At 64.1% G+C, this 17,676-nt stretch carries 15 protein-coding genes; 6 read left to right on the top strand and 9 right to left on the bottom strand.

Annotated elements, in window-relative coordinates:
- Positions 1-32 precede the first annotated feature (32 nt).
- From OOT43_RS03470 to OOT43_RS03495, 6 genes are all read left to right on the top strand, one after another.
- A complete protein-coding gene (locus OOT43_RS03470) occupies positions 33-1,052 on the top strand; it encodes a ribonuclease T2 family protein (RefSeq protein ID WP_266023312.1) in 1,020 nt (339 codons plus the stop codon).
- A gap of 1 nt (position 1,053) precedes the next feature.
- Positions 1,054-1,428, top strand: coding sequence for a hypothetical protein (locus OOT43_RS03475; RefSeq protein WP_266023313.1), 375 nt, complete (start codon positions 1,054-1,056; stop codon positions 1,426-1,428).
- A gap of 86 nt (positions 1,429-1,514) precedes the next feature.
- Positions 1,515-2,024, top strand: coding sequence for a DUF1269 domain-containing protein (locus OOT43_RS03480; protein ID WP_266023314.1), 510 nt, complete (start codon positions 1,515-1,517; stop codon positions 2,022-2,024).
- A gap of 72 nt (positions 2,025-2,096) precedes the next feature.
- Positions 2,097-2,573: a hypothetical protein gene (locus tag OOT43_RS03485; protein WP_266023315.1), complete on the top strand. Its 477-nt coding sequence runs from the start codon at positions 2,097-2,099 to the stop codon at positions 2,571-2,573.
- A 193-nt stretch (positions 2,574-2,766) separates the two neighbouring features.
- Positions 2,767-4,023 carry a hypothetical protein gene (locus OOT43_RS03490; protein WP_266023316.1) on the top strand — a complete coding sequence of 419 codons (1,257 nt, stop codon included), beginning with the start codon at positions 2,767-2,769 and terminating at the stop codon, positions 4,021-4,023.
- A gap of 11 nt (positions 4,024-4,034) precedes the next feature.
- Positions 4,035-5,858, top strand: a complete 1,824-nt coding sequence (locus OOT43_RS03495) for an N-acetylmuramoyl-L-alanine amidase (RefSeq protein WP_266023317.1) — start codon at positions 4,035-4,037, stop codon at positions 5,856-5,858.
- A 677-nt stretch (positions 5,859-6,535) separates the two neighbouring features.
- Here OOT43_RS03495 and dnaE read toward each other — a convergent pair.
- The 9 genes from dnaE to OOT43_RS03540 form a co-directional block, all read right to left on the bottom strand.
- Positions 6,536-10,036 carry a DNA polymerase III subunit alpha gene (gene dnaE, locus OOT43_RS03500; RefSeq protein ID WP_266023318.1) on the bottom strand — a complete coding sequence of 1,167 codons (3,501 nt, stop codon included), beginning with the start codon at positions 10,034-10,036 and terminating at the stop codon, positions 6,536-6,538.
- Positions 10,037-10,387: 351 nt separating this feature from the next.
- On the bottom strand, positions 10,388-11,290 hold the full coding sequence (gene rfbD, locus OOT43_RS03505; RefSeq protein ID WP_266023319.1) for a dTDP-4-dehydrorhamnose reductase: 903 nt from the start codon (positions 11,288-11,290) through the stop codon (positions 10,388-10,390).
- Positions 11,287-11,844 (bottom strand): dTDP-4-dehydrorhamnose 3,5-epimerase, encoded by a 558-nt coding sequence (gene rfbC, locus OOT43_RS03510; RefSeq protein ID WP_266023320.1) that lies wholly within the window; start codon positions 11,842-11,844, stop codon positions 11,287-11,289. Before rfbC ends, rfbD begins: the two co-directional genes overlap by 4 nt.
- Positions 11,841-12,728, bottom strand: a complete 888-nt coding sequence (rfbA, locus tag OOT43_RS03515) for a glucose-1-phosphate thymidylyltransferase RfbA (protein ID WP_266023321.1) — start codon at positions 12,726-12,728, stop codon at positions 11,841-11,843. The genes rfbC and rfbA overlap by 4 nt, the downstream gene beginning before the upstream one ends.
- Positions 12,725-13,798 (bottom strand): dTDP-glucose 4,6-dehydratase, encoded by a 1,074-nt coding sequence (gene rfbB / locus OOT43_RS03520; protein WP_266023322.1) that lies wholly within the window; start codon positions 13,796-13,798, stop codon positions 12,725-12,727. The genes rfbA and rfbB overlap by 4 nt, the downstream gene beginning before the upstream one ends.
- A 5-nt stretch (positions 13,799-13,803) precedes the next feature.
- Positions 13,804-14,607, bottom strand: a complete 804-nt coding sequence (locus OOT43_RS03525) for an ABC transporter permease (protein WP_266023323.1) — start codon at positions 14,605-14,607, stop codon at positions 13,804-13,806.
- Positions 14,604-15,347 carry an ABC transporter ATP-binding protein gene (locus tag OOT43_RS03530; RefSeq protein ID WP_266023324.1) on the bottom strand — a complete coding sequence of 248 codons (744 nt, stop codon included), beginning with the start codon at positions 15,345-15,347 and terminating at the stop codon, positions 14,604-14,606. The genes OOT43_RS03525 and OOT43_RS03530 overlap by 4 nt, the downstream gene beginning before the upstream one ends.
- Positions 15,344-16,333: a YVTN family beta-propeller repeat protein gene (locus OOT43_RS03535; protein ID WP_266023325.1), complete on the bottom strand. Its 990-nt coding sequence runs from the start codon at positions 16,331-16,333 to the stop codon at positions 15,344-15,346. Before OOT43_RS03535 ends, OOT43_RS03530 begins: the two co-directional genes overlap by 4 nt.
- On the bottom strand, positions 16,299-17,564 hold the full coding sequence (locus OOT43_RS03540; protein ID WP_266023326.1) for an ABC transporter substrate-binding protein: 1,266 nt from the start codon (positions 17,562-17,564) through the stop codon (positions 16,299-16,301). Before OOT43_RS03540 ends, OOT43_RS03535 begins: the two co-directional genes overlap by 35 nt.
- Between the last annotated feature and the right edge of the window lie 112 nt (positions 17,565-17,676).

Consider the following 17,676-nt stretch of genomic DNA (forward strand, 5'->3'; position numbering starts at 1 on the left):
ACCGGTCTAGAAAAAATTCAGGCGCATTTAGCTTGCTCAAACCTCCAATGATCTGCAGGTTCTGGTTCACCTTCGTCCTGTCCGTCGGACTTGCACACGCCGCTCGGCCCGCAACCGCTCAAGCCGCATTCATTGCTGACCGCAGTTGCCCTGCCTACGTCTCGAAGAACAAGCAGACCAACCCGGATGGCGCCCGCATCGCTGCGGGACAAGCTTATCCGGTGATCGAAGCCAACAGGCCGGATGGCGCCGACTGGTACAGGCTCCGACTGCCAGCGGCCAACCCGCCCGAGCGCTGGGTCAGCCGGGACTGCGGCCGGCTGGCGCCGGACGCGGCTGCCGAACCGGCCGGAAAGCGATGCGATCTTGCGGGACAAGCTGATGCTTACGTGCTGGCGCTGAGCTGGCAGCCGGCCTTCTGCCAGCTCAATCCCGACAAGCCGGAATGCCGCGTTGCCGATCCGGCGGGCTACCCCGCCCGCAATTTCAGCCTGCACGGGCTGTGGCCGAACAACGCGAACTGCGGGACGGACTACGGCTTTTGCGGGGAGGTGAAGCAGCCCAGACGCGACTTCTGCGACTATCCCCCCGTCGCCCTCGGACCCGCCGGGAAGGCCGCTCTGGCCGAGGTCATGCCCGGATCCGCATCCTGCCTGGAACGCCACGAATGGCATAAGCACGGCACCTGCCAGACCGTATGGTCGAGCGATGTCTATTTCGCCCTGGCCGCCGACCTGACCCGACAGTTCAACGGCTCCGGGATTGCCGAGTTTGCCGCGGCCGGTATCGGACGAACGGTGCGCACGGAAGATTTTCTCGCTAGACTGGATGCAGTCTTGGGCACGGGCACCCGCGACCGGATTTGGCTGAACTGTGAGCGCGGAATGCTGATCGAGGTACGCGTAAACCTGCCTCCCGAAATTGAACCCGGCGCCGGACTCGGATCCCTGCTTCCGCTCGCCGGCAAACGCGGCGGGTCGAGCTGCGGAAACAGCTTCCGGCTGGACCCGATGGGACGCCAGCCCCTATCCAGAATCGAAACAGGAGGCTGACATGATGCGTCTGGTCGTTGCGATGTTCGGCATGCTCATCGCCTCGTTCGGGGCTTTCGGGCTGATCAGGCCGGCGGATTTCGTCGGGCTCGCCCGGAATTTCTGGGCGACGCCGAAAGGCGTGCATTATGCCGCCGTGCTGCGCCTGGCACTCGGCATCGCCCTGCTCCTGGCTGCCGCCGATTCGGCCTACCCCCGCACGCTCGCCGCGCTCGGCTATCTGTCCCTGGCCGGTGCCGCGATCATCGCCTTCCTCGGCCACGCCCGGCTCGCGAAGGTCGTCGAATGGTGGGCCCAACAGCCGGAGACCGTCATCCGCCTCTGGGGGCTCATCGCCCTCGCCTTCGGAGTCTTTCTCGTTTCTGCAATACGCTGACGACTCCGATCCGGCTACTATAGCGGCGACGCGGAGCCCAGGGCGCGCTCGATCCCTACGACCATCATTCACCAAGGAGTCCACGAATGGCAGAACTGATCTCGATCGTCTACCCCGACGAATTCCGCGCGGCCGAAGTGATGGCCACGCTCAAGCGCCTACAGCGCGGCTACCTGGTCGATCTGGAAGACGCATGCGTCGTGGTACGCGACAAGGAATCGGGCAAGATCAAACTCCATCAGTCGGTGGACCTCACCACCATCGGCGCCACTTCCGGCGCGCTTTGGGGCGCGCTGATCGGCCTCATTTTCCTCTCGCCGCTGGCGGGCATGGCGGTCGGCGCCGCCGCGGGCGCGATCGGCGGTTCGTTGAGCGATTACGGCATCGATGACGGATTCATCAAGAACCTCAGCGAGAAGATGCGGCCCGGCACCTCCGCCATCTTCATGGCGCTCCGCAACATCACGCGGGACAAAGTCGAACCCGAACTGGCCCGGTTCGGGGGCGAGATTCTCTATACCAGCCTGCCCAAGGAAAGCGAGGAAGCGCTGCAGCAACTCCTCGCCGAACACCGCTCGGCCAATCTGTCCGCCTGAGCCCCGGCGGCGGACGGCCGCAGCTGCGGCCCCGCCCGCCTTTCCCGTTCATCCCGCAATTTTCGACCCGCCGTGCTGAAGCAGCTTTTCCTATCCGTCCTCGCCGTCCTGGTTCTGTTCGAGGAATGGCTCTGGGATCTCCTGACCGTTCTCGGCCAAGGGCTCTCCCGCCTGCTGCAATTGGAGCGCTTCGACGTCTGGCTTTCGCAGGCTTCTCCGAAGCAGGCGCTGACGGCCTTCGCCATCCCTCTGGCCGTGGTCGCGCCGCTCAACGTCGGCGCGGTGATCCTCATGGTTCACGGCGCGATGACCGCCGGCATCCTGGTGGAAATTGCCGCCAAACTGCTCGGAACGCTGCTGATCGCACGGGTCTTCAGGCTGACGCGACCAGCTCTTATGTCGTTCTCCTGGTTCGCCCGGCTATACGAATCCATCATGCGGCTGCTGCGTTGGGCGCACGCGCTGGTCCAGGAATCGCAGCTCTACCGCTCGGCGCTTGCCTTCAAGAAAGCCATGAAGCGCTACAGTCGGAAGGTGCTGGAAGGCTGACAAAACGCCGATACCCCCGTTGCGGCGGTTTCAACGACCGGGAACGAATCGAGGATATCGCCGTCGGCACATTTCCGGCTAAACTGCATTTGCGCCCATTCGGCAAGCGGCTCATCCAACAAGGAAAGTTCGGATATTTCAGCCGGGCCGCACAACCCAGCCCGGCATTTCCCGCCAATCGGAGGATTCGGCAATGCTGAAGACCATCGACATCCTGCTAGGGATTTCCGTCGTTATGCTCATCGCCAGCATGGCGGTGACCGTGCTGACGCAGCTCATCTCCGATTTAGCAAACACGCGGGGGAAGCATCTCTCACGCGGGCTGGCCGACCTGCTGCGGCAAATCGATCCCAGCCTGAGCCGCGAGATGGCGGAGCAGGTATCCCGCGCCGTGCTGACCCACCCCATGATCAGCCGCGCGGGACAGAGGCTGGGCGCCACCATACATCGCGAGGAACTCACCAAGCTGCTGCTGGACATAGCGAGCGGCCAGACGCCGAGGGACGACAGGAATCGCTTGTCCGACTCCGCCAGGCAGATTCTCGTCAAGACGCTGGAAAGGAACGGCATCGAGGACCCCGCCGCCACGCTCGAAAACGTCCGCGCCTATGCCCTGCAGCTCGAACTGAGCCGTCCCGAGCTCGCGACCAACGTGCGCCACAACATGGCGCTGCTGCAAGAGGCCAACAGCCGCCTGGTGGCCAAGATCAACGGCTGGTTCGACCAGACCATCGACCGGGTTTCCGAACGTTTTACCGCCAGTACGCGGCTGATTACGGTAGCCTGTTCGATCGTCGTGGTCTCCGCGATTCAGCTCGACACCATCGACATCATCAACCGGCTGTCCGTCGACGAAGGACTCAGGAACGCCTTGGTCCAAAAGGCTTTGGAGCTGGACCAGCGTCCGCGCGACGCCGGTAAACCGGGCGAGGCCGCCAGGCCAAAGACCCCGGCTCAGCCGCCCGGCAACACCGTTCCCGCCCCGAATCCGCACACAAAAGGACCCGATGGCACAACTGCCGTTGCGGCCCGGACAGAGGAGCCCAAAGGCAAACCCTCGGTCGCTCCGACCGCGCCGGCAGGCATGGCGGCACAGCCGTCCTCAGTTATCTCCCAGGTCGCCATGGCCACTCCGGTCGGCGTCAGAACCGACCTGGCGTATCTGCAAGATCTCGGCCTCATCAACGTCCTGGGCAGCAGCAAGGGATGGCTGGGACGATGGCGCGAGGTCAATCCGATCGGCATGATTCTCTCGGTGTTTCTCCTCAGCCTCGGGGCGCCTTTCTGGTACGCTGCGCTGCAGAACCTGCTCAAGCTTCGCGGCGTCCTGGCGGTGAAGGATGACGAACAGCGGCGCGAGCGGCAGAGCCCTCAGACGTCTGCAGACCAGTCCGCCGGGAGTACGCCGGCCGTACCGCCACTCACCGGCGAGCGCGGCATACTGGGATAGGAGAGCCTGCCATGCTCAAACAATGGATCGGCTGCCCGCCGGACAACTTCACCCGAGGCCGGCGCGGCCAGGAGCCCCAGGCCGTCGTCATCCACGCCTACCCCAGCCTGGAAGCCGCCGACGCCCTATTCGCCAACCCCAAGTCCAGCGAATCCTGTCACTACGTCGTGGCCCCCGGCGGCCTGATCCATCAGTACGTGGACGAAGCGGACACGGCCTATCACGCTGGCCTGGTCGTCAACCCGAGTTGGGCGCTGTATCGCCGGGGCATCAACCCCAACCTGATGACGATAGGCGTCGCCGCCGCCGTCGGGCCGGGCGAAAACTGGTCAGAGGAGATGTACGGCGCCACTGCGGAACTGATACGGGAGATAGCCGCGTACTGGGGTTTCCCGGCGGACGCGGAGCACGTCGTGCTGCACGCGGAGATACGGGCTTCGCGCGACTGCACCGGCCACGGATTCGACCGCGCCGAACTGCTGAAACGGGTCGCCTCCCAGCCCGCCCCGGCCCGGCCGGCGCCCGGTTCGACTCCGCCCACTACAAATTTGGAGCAGAGCTTCGTGCGGCTCCTCGGAGCCGCAAATCTCCGCGAAGGCGCGCCGAACACCCGCGCCCGCATCCTTCGCACCCTGCCGCCAGGCACCGACGTGGCGGTCACGGGCTTCACCGACCGCGGCGAACGGATCGAAGGGAACGCCGTCTGGTACGAAACGCAGGAAAACGCCTTTCTCTGGGCGGGCGCCACCGACACCCCGCAGCCACTGGCGCCGGCTCCACGGCCGGCGCCGGCCGCACCGCCGTCGCCGCTGCCGGAATCAGGCATCGAGTGCGGGATTCTCCGGATCGACACCCTGTTCCGAGGGCAAGGCGGCGCTGCCATCGGCAGCCCCGAGCCGGCGGGCGATGCCGTCGGCGCCATCCAGGATCTGCTGTCGGGCCACGGCCACACCGGCCTGCCCGGCCTCCTCTCCACCGCCTACGGACGGTTCGGCAGCAAGACCGCAGCAGCACTGCAAAGCTTCCAGACCCATCACGGGCTTCCCGCTTCGGGCGAAGTCGATACTGCGACCCTGCGGGCTCTGGCAAGAACACCCGCGAGCAAGCCCAGGATTTCCCAAGCCTACCTCAGTCTGGTTCTGGGCTTGCCTTATCGAGGCCTGCACAAGATTCTGAGTATCGTCGCGCAGATGGAAGGGGTGGGAAAATTCGGCGCGCTCAATCTCAACACCGACGCCGCCGGTCTGTCCTACGGCATCATCCAATGGGCCCAGCGTCCGGGCCGTCTGCCGGAATTGCTGCGGGCGTTTTCCGCCGCCGACCGGGAACGTTACATCGAAATCTTCGGCGACGGTAACGCCCGTCTGGCCGACGGTCTCATCGCTTATACCAGCAGGGCCAACGGCGGTGTAGATGCCCGAACCGGGCTCACTCTCGAACCGGCGTTCGATCTCATCCGTTCGCCCTGGACCGGACGCTTCGAAAAGGCCACGCTTCACCTACCCTTTCAACTGGCCCAGGTCCAAACCGCCGCCAACGCCTTCCGCCAGTCTCTCAAGAAGATGCAGGGCTACGCTCGGAACCTCCGCACGGAACGCGGCGTCGCCTTCATGCTGGATGTCGCCAACCAGTTTGGCGACGGCGGCCTGAAGAAGCTCTACCTGGCGGCTCAGCGCGAGGACATGTCCGAAATGGACCTTCTGGAAGCCATCGCCGACGAAAGCGTGGAGCGCATGCCGGACAAATTCAAACAAGGTGTCCGGGCCAGACGCGACGGCTTTCTCCAAACGGCTCGACTGTCCGACGACGCCGTCGACATGGATAGCATGGGATAAGTCTAGGGTCCGCCGCTGGGCCTTCGGACGGATTTCGCTAAGGGGTCGGCTCTTGATCTCGAATCCGCCAAGATAGCGCTCGAACCGGCGGCTTGCACTGCCTGTGATACATAACAGCTGTCGAATGCTGCTTTGTTTACCTAGAATAAACGTCAAGCATGGACGTCATAAGAAACTCTGATACTAAAATGGATTGGATTCGGTATAATTTATCCAACCTCAACGGAACGATGCGGTGCGGCTTAACCAGTGATGGTTGTTGCGCAGTTTTTGTTCTCCTCCTCCTGGGCGACTCCTAAGGTCGCCTTATCCACCCTCCCTGGCGGGCATAAGAAAGCCCGCCAGGGGCGGGCTTTTTTAGCGTTTTTTATTATTTTTGTTGTTTCAACGCTATCGCCGAGTTTACCTGCGAAGCGCATCGGTAGTTGCGTTATTGTTGTAATTATCAGCTGCCCCGAAGGGCTCTCCTCCTCATTGACGACTCTCTCTGAGGCCCCATCCCTGACGGCTGGGCAAAGTATAGCGGAAAAGTTCCCAGTGTCCAGATATTTTTACAAATTTGAAACAACCTCTTTCCTGAAGAATTTCACGCTTATAATTCAATACGTTGAGCCAGGACCAGGCATCGAAGAACGCCATTTCCCAGTCCGATACCGGGTAATTTTTCCGTCGACACATTACTTGTACACGACGTCGACCCGACCACTGCCGACGCATTTTCGCAGGCGACCGATCAACTCGTCCCGGGGTTGAACCCGCCAGCGCTCGCCGAGCCGAAGCAGGGTCCGAGCGCCTCTCCCCAAGTAGGCGATATGGACGGGACAGCCGCCTCCGGCGAACTGGTCCAGCAAGGTCTTTAATTCGGTCAGGAATGTCTGAGGGACGCCATCGGCTGCGCTCGCGGCGGGCCATTCGATCCGGAGACAGCGGGCATAATGCGCCCGTGCCTCCTCAATGCTGAAAATCCGTTCGGCGGTGATGCGGGTCTGCCCGGCATACTCGTCGAATCCCAGCGTCCCCTCGGCGACGACGAGGCCGTCTTTCGCCAGATGGTGCCCGTCGCGTTGGAAGGTCTCCGTGTAGACGGCCAGCTCCATACGCCCGGTGCGGTCGTCCAACGCGACGAAGCCCATCTTCTGGCCGTTGCGGGTGAGGCGGGTGCGGATGTCGACGATCAAACCCGCCACCACTACCCGAGTTTCCCCCCGGCTGCCCTCGCCCTCTCCCATGATCGGTCCGAGCCGGGTGGTGACGATCTGCTCAAGTTCGCGCTCGTGCGGCGTGATCGGATGGCCGGTGAGGTACAGCCCCAGGGTGGCTTTTTCCTGGGCCAGCCGCTCCGCTTCGGTCCAGGGCTCGACCTCGGCCGAAATCAGGCTTGCGCCCGCGGCCAAGGGATTTTCCGCCATGAAATCGCCGAAAAGATCGTCCTGACCGGCCGCACTCATGGCGCCGTGCTGTTCCGCAGCCTTCAGCGCATCCGGCAAAGCAGCGAACAAGGCAGCCCGGTTCCGGTCGAAACAATCGAGCACGCCAGCCCGGATCATCGCTTCCAGCACGCGCCGATTGGCTTTTCTGAGGTCGATGCGCCGGCACAGGTCGAGCAGATCGGCGAACGGCCCGTTTTTCCCCCGCTCCTGCAGGATGTCTTCGATCGCAGTCTCGCCCACGCCCTTGACCGCGCCCAGGCCATATAGGATCTCCCGCCGGCTCTGGACGGTGAAACGGTATTCGGAGAGATTGACGTTGGGCGGCTGGATGGCCAGCTTCATCCCGCGGCACTCGTCGATCAGCACCACGACCTTGTCGGTGTTATCCATGTCGGCGGACAGGACGGCGGCCATGAATTCGGCCGGATAATGCGACTTGAGCCACGCCGTCTGGTACGACACCAGGGCGTAGGCGGCTGAGTGGGATTTGTTGAAGCCGTAGCCGGCGAACTTCTCCATCAAGTCGAAGATGTACGAAGATATGGCCTGATCCACTCCCTGCTCGGTAGAGCCGGCGACGAAGATTTCGCGCTGCTTCGCCATCTCCTCCGGCTTCTTCTTGCCCATGGCGCGCCGCAGCAGGTCGGCGCCGCCCAGGGTGTAGCCGGCCATGTCGCGGGCGATTTGCATCACCTGCTCCTGGTACAGGATGACGCCGTTGGTCGGCTTGAGGATGGGCTCAAGCACCGGATGCGGATATTCCGCCTTGGTCCGGCCATGCTTGACGTTGATGTAATCGTCCACCATGCCCGATTGCAACGGGCCGGGGCGGAACAGCGCGACCAGGGCGATGATGTCTTCGAAGCAGTCCGGTTTTAGGCGCTTGATCAAGTCCTTCATCCCGCGCGATTCGAGCTGGAACACGGCGGTGGTCGCGCAGCGCCCCAGCAGCTCGTAGGCCTTGGGATCATCGAGCGGAATCCGGTTGATGTCGACCGGCTCCTCCCCAGCCGTTCGGCGCTTTCCGTTGATGTCGGCCAGCGCCCAATCGATGATGGTCAGCGTGCGCAACCCCAGGAAGTCGAACTTGACCAGGCCGACCGCTTCCACATCGTCCTTGTCGAACTGGGTCACCAGGTTGCCGCCGCCCGGCTCGCAGTACAGCGGGCTGAAATCGATCAGCCGGGACGGTGCGATCACCACGCCGCCCGCGTGCTTGCCCGGATTGCGGGTGATGCCTTCGAGCGACTGGGCCAGGTCGAGCAGGGCCTTGACCTCCTCGTCCTCCTGGTACAGCTTGCGCAGGTCTTCGCTGTCGTCCAGCGCCTTACTGAGGGTGATGCCGAGCTCGAACGGAATCAGCTTGGCGATGCGGTCGACGAAGCCGTACGGGTGGCCCAGCACGCGGCCGACGTCGCGCACCACGGCCTTGGCCGCCATGCTGCCGTAGGTGATGATCTGGGACACCTTGTCGCGGCCGTATTTGCGGGCGACGTAGTCGATCACCTCGTCGCGCCGCTCCATGCAGAAGTCGACGTCGAAGTCGGGCATGGAGACGCGCTCGGGATTCAGGAAGCGTTCGAACAGCAGCTCGAATTCGATCGGGTCGAGGTCGGTGATCTTGAGCGCATAGGCCACCAGCGACCCGGCGCCGGAACCGCGTCCCGGCCCCACCGGAATACCCTGGCTCTTGGCCCACTGGATGAAATCGGCAACGATCAGGAAGTAGCCCGGAAAGCCCATTTCCCTGATCACCGAGAGCTCCAGTTCGAGCCGTTGCCGGTAAGTTTCGGTCCGCGCCTCCAGCGGCCCTCGGCCGGACGGCGGACGCACGGCCAGCCGCTCCTTAAGCCCGTCGCGCGATTGCTGGATGAAGAAGTCGTCCGGCGTCATGCCTTCCGGCACCGGGAAATCCGGCAGGAAGTTCTTTCCCAGTGTCAGGCCGAGGTTGCAACGGCGCGCAATCTCGACGCTGTTTTCCAGTGCCTCGGGGAGATCGGCGAACAGCGCCAGCATCTCCTCCTCGCTGCGCAGATATTGCTGTTCGCTGTAATCGCGTGGCCGGCGCGGGTCGTCCAAGACCCGCCCCTGGTAGATGCAAACCCGGGCCTCGTGAGCCTCGAAATCCTTGGCCGAAATGAAGCGGACGTCGTTGGTCGCCACCACCGGCAGTTCGAACCGGGCAGCCAACTCCACCGCCGAGTCGATGTAGCGCTCCTCACTGGCGCGGCCGGTCCGGCACAGTTCCAGGTAGAAGCGGTTCCGGAACACCCCGCCCCAGTACTCCGCCAGCCGCTCGGCCTCCGCCGCATTGCCGCCGATCAAAGCCTGGCCGATGGCGCCTTCGCGCCCGCCGGAGAGCGCGATCAGGCCGGAATTCCGGTCCGCCAGCCATTCCGGCAACAGCATGGGAACGCCCTGGTGCTGGTTTTCCTGGTAACAGCGCGAGATCAGCTCGGTCAGCGCCAGATAGCCTTCCTCGTTCTGGACCAGCAGGGTGAGCCGGTGCGGAGCGCCGGCTTCCTGCGGATTCTGGACCCACACGTCGGCGCCCGCGATCGGCTTGATCCCGGCGCCCATGGCCGCCTTGTAGAACTTGACCAAGGAAAACAGGTTGGACTGGTCGGTCACCGCCACGGCCGGCATGCCGAGCTCGGCCAGCTTCTTGACCAGCGGCTTGATCCGGACCACCCCGTCGACCAGGGAATATTCAGTATGAACCCGGAGATGGACGAACTTAGGCTCCATGGAAGACTGCCGCCAAGTATTTCGATAGGAAAGATTGGTTAAGAAACGCTGCGCGAAGCTTGTTTAGATGTGGGTTTTCGGACCCACGGCCGACATACTTTCTTTTGTGCGGCCAAAAGAAAGTACGCAAAGAAAAGGCCGCCCGACTGCCGCGAAAGCCCTTGCGCTTCTCGCTTGCCAAGCGGGGTCGACAGAAGGGGCTTCCATGCCCCTCTGTCGACGCGCCGCCTCCTTGCGGCGCCCCTACGGGCTGATCCGCTCGGCAAGCTGCGATGCTCAGCGCGGCTGAATGGGATTTCAAGAGCAAGAGCGAAAACGGCCCCGCTTCGCGGGGCCTACGCTTAGCCGACTTTATCGACCGGCAAGATCAGCCAAACAAAGCTCCAGCGCCTGTTCCCAGCCCGGAGGCACAATGCCGAACCGCTCCTCAAGCTTCCCCAAATCCAGGACCGAATAAGCCGGCCGCTTGGCGGGAGTCGGATACTCCGAAGTCGGGATGGCCTCGACCCGGGCCGCGGTGCCGGGGAGCAATCCGGCGGCCACGGCCCGCTCCCGAATGGCGCAGGCGAAGCCGTACCAGCTCGTCTGGCCGCTGCAGGTGAGGTGGTAGATACCGCTATCCGCCAGATCAGGCACGCCGGACCGCATCGATTGAGCCACCAGAATCGCAGTCGCCTCGGCGATCATCCGCACCCAGGTCGGCGCGCCGAGCTGATCGTCGATTACCCGCACCAGCTCGCGTTCGGCCATGAGCCGCAGCATGGTCTTCATGAAGTTCTGACCGCGTACGCCGTAGACCCAAGCGGTGCGGAGGATGACATGGGTGGCGCCGGATGCGGCGATGGCCTGCTCCCCGGCGAGCTTGCTGCGGCCGTAGACGTTCTGCGGGCCGACCGGATCGTCCTCCCGATACGGCACGGCGCCGTCGCCGGGAAAGACGTAGTCGGTCGAATAATGTATCAGGCCTACGCCCAAACGCGCCGCTTCCGCCGCCAGCAACGCCGGCGCCTCGGCGTTCGCCTTCCAGACCAGCTCCGGCTCCTGCTCGGCCCGATCGACCGCGGTATAGGCTGCTGCGTTGACGATCAGATCGGGCCGGACGGCTCGTACCACGGCGGCAACGGCACCGGGCTCGGCCAGATCGATAGCCGGTTCCGAATGGCGATCGAGCGCGACGACCTCGCCGAAACAGGCGAGCGTTCGCCGGAGTTCCCAGGCCAGCTGCCCGGCTCTGCCTACGATCAATACCTTCATGGATAAACCGGCAGCCTGTCCTGCGGGACGTCCCGGAGCAGCAAGGCGTCCCGATCCTTGACCGAGAGCTCGGGCGCGAACGCCAGCGGCCAGGCAATGCCAATGTCGGGATCATCCCAGCGCAGCGAACAATCCGCGGACGGATCGTAATACTCGGTGCACTTGTAGGCGAACATGGCGGCCTCGCTCAGCACGCAGAAACCATGGGCGAAACCTTCCGGCACGTACATCTGCAGATGGTTTTCCGCCGACAGCACCGTGCCGAACCAGCGGCCGAATTGGGGCGATCCGCGCCGGATGTCCACCGCCACGTCGAATACTTCGCCCTGCAGCACTTGCACGAGCTTGCCCTGGGGGCGGGGATTCTGGAAATGCAGGCCCCGCAGGATGCCCTTGCGCGAACAGGACAGATTGTCCTGTACGAAGTCGCCGGGCAATCCTGCGTCCTGGTAACGCTGGCGACTCCAGGTTTCCTTGAAATAGCCGCGGGCATCGCCGAACACCTTGGGCGAAATCAGCACCACGCCCGGCAAGGAGGTCTGTTCGACTTTCAAACCGGCATCCCCCCTTCGATCAGCCGGCGCAGATAGGCACCATAGCCGCTCTTGCCCAGATTGTCGGCCAGCCGGCCGACTTCTTCCGCATTGATCCAACCCTTGTTCAGCGCGATTTCCTCGGGACAGCAAATCTTAAGGCCCTGCCGCTCCTCGATGGTCTGGATGAAATTGGAGGCCTGCAGGAGCGAGTCGTGGGTGCCTGTATCCAGCCAGGCGACACCGCGCCCCATCTTCTGGATGTGCAACTGGCCTTGCTCCAGGTAAAGCCGGTTGATGTCGGTGATTTCCAGTTCGCCACGCGCCGAGGGCTGGAGCGTCGCCGCCATGTCCGCGACCTGTCGGTCGTAGAAATAAAGTCCGGTGACGGCATAATTCGACTTGGGTCGGGCGGGCTTTTCCTCGACACCGATCACCCGGCCGGTCGCGTCGAATTCGGCGACGCCATAGCGCTCGGGATCGCGCACCCAGTACCCGAACACCGTGGCCCCTTCTTCCCGTGCCGTGGCGTCGGACAGGAACTCCTGAAAATCGTGGCCGTAAAAGATATTGTCGCCGAGAATCAGACAACTGCGGCGGCCGTCGATGAAATGGCGGCCGATGAGAAAAGCCTGCGCGAGGCCTTCCGGCTTCGGCTGGGCGGCGTAGGTGATGCTGACGCCCCACTGCGCTCCATCGCCGAGCAGGGCCTGGAACAGCGCGGCATCATGCGGCGTGGTGATCACCAGGATTTCCCGGATACCGGCCAGCATCAGCACCGACAAGGGGTAGTAGATCATCGGCTTGTCGTAGACCGGCAGCAACTGCTTGCTGACTACATGGGTCAGCGGATACAGCCGGGTGCCGGAGCCGCCGGCCAGGATGATGCCGCGGATACTGCTCATTCCGACTCCTTGGCGCTCTCGACGCCCAGACGCTCGCCGCCGTAGCTGCCGGATTTGACGTGCTCCACCCAGTCGCCGTTGTCGAGATACCAGCGCACCGTCTTGCGCAGGCCGGTCTCGAAGGTTTCTTCGGGCTGCCAGCCCAGTTCGCGGCCGATCTTGCTAGCATCGATGGCGTAGCGCAGATCGTGGCCGGGCCGGTCCTGCACGAACTGGATCAGCCGGCGGTGCGGTTTGTGGGGCGAAGCTGGCAGGAATTCGTCGAGCAGGGCGCAGATCGTCTCAACCACCTCGATGTTGGTCTTTTCATTGTTGCCGCCGACGTTGTAGACCTCGCCCGGCCGGCCGCCGGCCAGGACAGTTTCGATCGCCCGGCAATGGTCTTCCACGTAGAGCCAGTCGCGGACGTTGGTACCCGCGCCGTATACCGGCAGCGGCAGGCCCTGGAGCGCGTGATCGATCATCAGGGGAATCAGTTTCTCCGGGAACTGGTACGGCCCGTAGTTGTTCGAGCAGTTGGTGGTCAGCACCGGCAGGCCGTAGGTGTGGAAATAGGCTCGCACCAAGTGGTCGGAACCGGCCTTGGACGCCGAATACGGGGAGTTGGGCCGGTACGGCGTCTCCTCCGTGAATTTGCCGGTCGCGCCCAGCGTACCGTAGACCTCGTCGGTGGAGACATGCAGGAACCGGAACGCTTTCCGGCGCTCGTCGTCCAGCTGGCGCCAGTACCAGCGCGTGGCCTCCAGCAGCTCGAAAGTGCCGGTGACGTTGGTGTGGACGAAAGCGTCCGGGCCGTCGATCGAGCGGTCGACGTGGGTCTCTGCGGCGAAATTGACGATCGCATCGGGCTGATAGCGCTCCAGCAGGTATTCGACCAGCTCGCGGTCGCCGATCGAGCCCAGCACGAAGTCGTGGTTCGGATTGTCCTCGACTTCGGCGAGGGTACGCAGATTGCCGGAATAGGTCAGCGCATCCAGGTTGACGACCTCGACGCCGCCCCGCTGCATCTGCCTGAGCACGAAATTGCCGCCGATGAATCCGGCTCCGCCGGTAACGAGTAAGGTTTTCACTGGGTTCAAGCGCCGCCTTTACGCTGCATCATGCCTTTGGAAGGGTTGTAGCCGACGATCGCCACGGCGAGAAACAGCGCCGTGGCCCCGGCCGTGTAGCCGCATGCCAACCCGTTGAACTGTCCGTACAGCGCGAAGCGGATCAGCTCCACCGCCTGTGAGAAGGGATTCCATTGAGCCAGCGCATGCAGCAGCTCGCTGGACTCCTGGATCTTCCAGAGCGGGTACAGCGCCGTGGACATAAAAAACATCGGGAATATTACGAAATTCATCACGCCGGCGAAATTCTCCAACTGGCGGATGAAAGATGATAATAGCAGGCCGAGAGCGCCCAGCATCACGCCGGAGAGCAGCAACGCCGGCAGCACCGCCAGGTAGCCTTGGGCCGGCGCCTCGATACCATAGGCCCAGGCGACACCCAAGAACACATACACCTGCAGAATCGACACGGCGACGCCTGCGACCAGCTTGGCGGTCAGCAGGAACCAGCGCGGCAAGGGGCTGACCAGGAGCGTCCGCATGCTGCCCATTTCACGGTCGTACACCATCGACAGCGAACTCTGCATGCCGTTGAACAGCTGGATCATCCCCAGGAGCCCCGGCGTGATGTACACCTCGTACAGGATATAGGTCTCGTAGGGCGGGCTGATGGCCAAACCTAAGGTCGAACGGAAGCCGGCGGCGAACACAAACAGCCAGACCAGCGGCCGCACCAGGGCGGAGATGAAGCGCTCGCGCTGATGAATAAAGCGGTACAGCTCGCGGGCGACGATGCCGCGCAGCGCACGCAGATAATGCATGGGCCTCATGCCTCGCCCTCCGCCGTCAGCCGGTGGAACGCCGCGCTCACCGTGTCCGCGCCCGCCGCGGCCAAGACCTCGCCGACCGTGCCCAGAGCTCTAACCCGCCCCTGGTGCAGCACGATCAGGCTATCGTCCTCGCCGATCTCGTCGATCAGGTGCGTCGCCCACAGCACCGCCAGACCGCGGCTGCGGCACAGCTCGTGGATGTAGTCGACCAAGGCCTTGCGGCTGGGCACGTCCAGCCCCACGCTGGGCTCGTCCAGCAGCAGCAGGGCCGGGCGGTGCAGCAGGGCGCGGGCGATCTCCACCCGCCGCCGGTGGCCGCCGTTCAACTGCCGGACCTTCTCGTCGCGCCGGCCGTACATGCCCTGCCGCTCCAGCTCTTCCCGGGTACGAAACTCTGCCTCCTTGCGGCTCAGGCCGTGCAGGGCAGCGTGATAACGCAGATTCTGAGCGACGCTCAGGTCCAGGTCCAGGGTCGGCTGCTGGAACACGACGCCGAGCCGGGACAGCGCGGCACAGGAGTCCTGGCGCAAAGAACGGCCGGCGATGCGGATTTGCCCGGCGGGCGCATCGTAAAGCCGGGTGACCAGCGAGAACAGCGTACTCTTGCCCGCCCCGTTGGGGCCGAGCAGGATGGCGCACTCGCCCTGGTGGACGCGGAAGCCCACGCCGTCCAACGCCTTGCGCGGCCCGTAGGCGAACGAAAGATGCTCGACCTCGAGCGCCGGAACCGCAGTGCTCATGGCCGGACCGCGGCGCCCCAGGGATAATTACCCACCGCCACCGACTTGGTCACTTTGTGCGATTCCAGGTCGACGACGGAAATGTCGTTGCTGAGGCCGTTGGTGGTGTACAGCCGCTTGAAATCGGGCGAGAACTCCAGATTCCACACCCGCTGGCCGACCAGCAGGTAATCCTTCACTTCCAGCCTTTGCGCATCGAGCACCGCGACCCGGTTGGCCGGTCCCAGCGCCACATAGGCATAGCGCCGCTCGGGATCGATGCGGATGCCGACCGGCTGGACTTTCTCCTGAGTCACGCCGGGGACCTTGAACGGAATCGTCTTGACGGGCTGGCGGGTTTCCGTGTCGATCACCGTGACGGTGCCGGCGATCTCGGAACTGACCCAGAGCTGCCTGCTGTCGGCGGTGAAGGCCGCGGCGCGGGGACGCGGATCGACCAGGGTGTTGTCCACGACTTCCAGTTTGGCCCGGTCGATCCAGTGTGCCATGTTGGTGGTCTCGCTGGTGCTCACCACCCAGCGCCCGTCCGGGCTGACGGCGATGCCCTCCGGCTCCACGCCCACCGGAATCGTCTTGACCGCCTTGCGGGCGGCGATGTCGATCACCGTCACTCGGTTGTCGTCCTCGTTGGAGACGTAAAGGAACTTGCCGTACGGGTCCATGGCGAAGGTCTCCGGGTCCTCGCCGGAAGGCAGCGTGCCGGCGACTTTCAGCGTGTCCGCGTCGACCACCTGGATGGCGTCGCTGTCGCTGGCGGCGATGTAGAGGCTCTTGCCGTCCTTCGCCAGCAGGATGCCGCGCGGACGCTTGCCGATCTTGGCCGTCTTGATCCGGGTCCCGGTGGCGCCGTCGACGACGGCGATGGCGTCGTCCTTCTCCAGCGTGACGTAGACGGTATCGGCCACCGCGGCGCCGCAGGCCAGGGCGAGGACGGCGCCGATCAAGTGGCGGTTATTTCTTGGCACGGCACAGAGTTTCCGGTTCATCGTATCCCAAACTGTCCAATTCGTTCTTCGGATGGGCAAAGCCCTCCACCGGCGCGACCGCGACCAGGGAACGCTCCTGCGCCAGCAGCACCGGCTGCCGCAACTGGCCGTCCCAGCAGCGGAACGACAGCGGCACGCCTTTGAAGCCGGCCAACGCGAAATTATCGCCCAGCATATAGGCCCTGATCGCATCGAACTCCAGCGACCGGGTCCGGGTCGCAGCCTCGCCGATCGCCCGCACCGCCAGCCAGGCGCCATAATCGACCTCGGTCATCCGCCGCCCGGCCTGCTCGCGGAAGCGGTTCTGCAACTGGATAGCCCCCCAGGCCTCCAGGGTATGGTGCCAGGCGCTGGCGACCAGTCCCTGGGTGCCCGCAACCAGCCGCGGCTGCCAAGTCCGGTACAACAGGGCGTCGCCGAACAATCCGGCCTCGTCGGCCACCAGCAGCACATCGTAATCGCTGCCCTGGGTGAACACCGGCACTTCCGACTCCGGCGTCCGCCGGTCGTCGAAGCTGTGCTCCCAGTTCTTCTCGGCGACGATCTTCATGCCGAAACGCTTGGCCGCGCGCTTCAGCGCCCCGGCGAACAAGCGGTCCTCCGGCGTCGGCCCCACGGCCACGAACCAGCGCGTCCATTTCTTCTTCGCCAGATACTGGGATAGCGCATCCGCCCGCATGGCCCGGCTCGGCAGCAGGTGCAGCACGTTGGGCGCGCAGGCCTCCCCGCGCAGGGCATCGTCGCGGCTGGAGACGTCCAGCAGCAGGATGTCGCGCGCCTCCGGCAGGGCGGACAGGCGCTGCAATACTTCCGGCTTCAGGTCGGCCAGGATGAAACGGCGGCCCGCTGAGACCAACTGCTTGAACGCCGCCTCGGCGTCGTCCCCCGTTGCGAGCAAGGTTTCGGCGATGGCGAATTCCTGACGGGTGAAACGGCCGGTGGTATTGTCGTCCGCCAGCCCCAGCCGCGCGCCTTGAATACCGCGATCGGTCACCAAGGGATCGAAATACGGCGGAACGACGACCGTGTCAGCGGGCTGGCTGAGGTAGGCCAGCGTCAGGATTTGTGCTGGCCGGGGCGTGGCCGCCGGCACCGCGGTGTGCTGCGGGACTGGGGGCGGCGCGCGCCTGGCCGCCGTAGCGCCATCGGCCTGAAGGAGCACCAATGCGGCAATGACGGACCTGAGCACAGCTCGGCCGGAAAAGGCAGTGAGACGAATGACGCGGTTCAACGGCTGAATTCTGACTTGCGATTAAGGTGGAGCGGCTACCCGGCTTGGGCGCGGGTGGAATTCTATGGGATTTGTAAGGAACACACCATGACGTAACGAGATGGTAGATAAT

Source organism: Methylococcus mesophilus, from assembly GCF_026247885.1.
GTDB classification, from domain to species: domain Bacteria; phylum Pseudomonadota; class Gammaproteobacteria; order Methylococcales; family Methylococcaceae; genus Methylococcus; species Methylococcus mesophilus.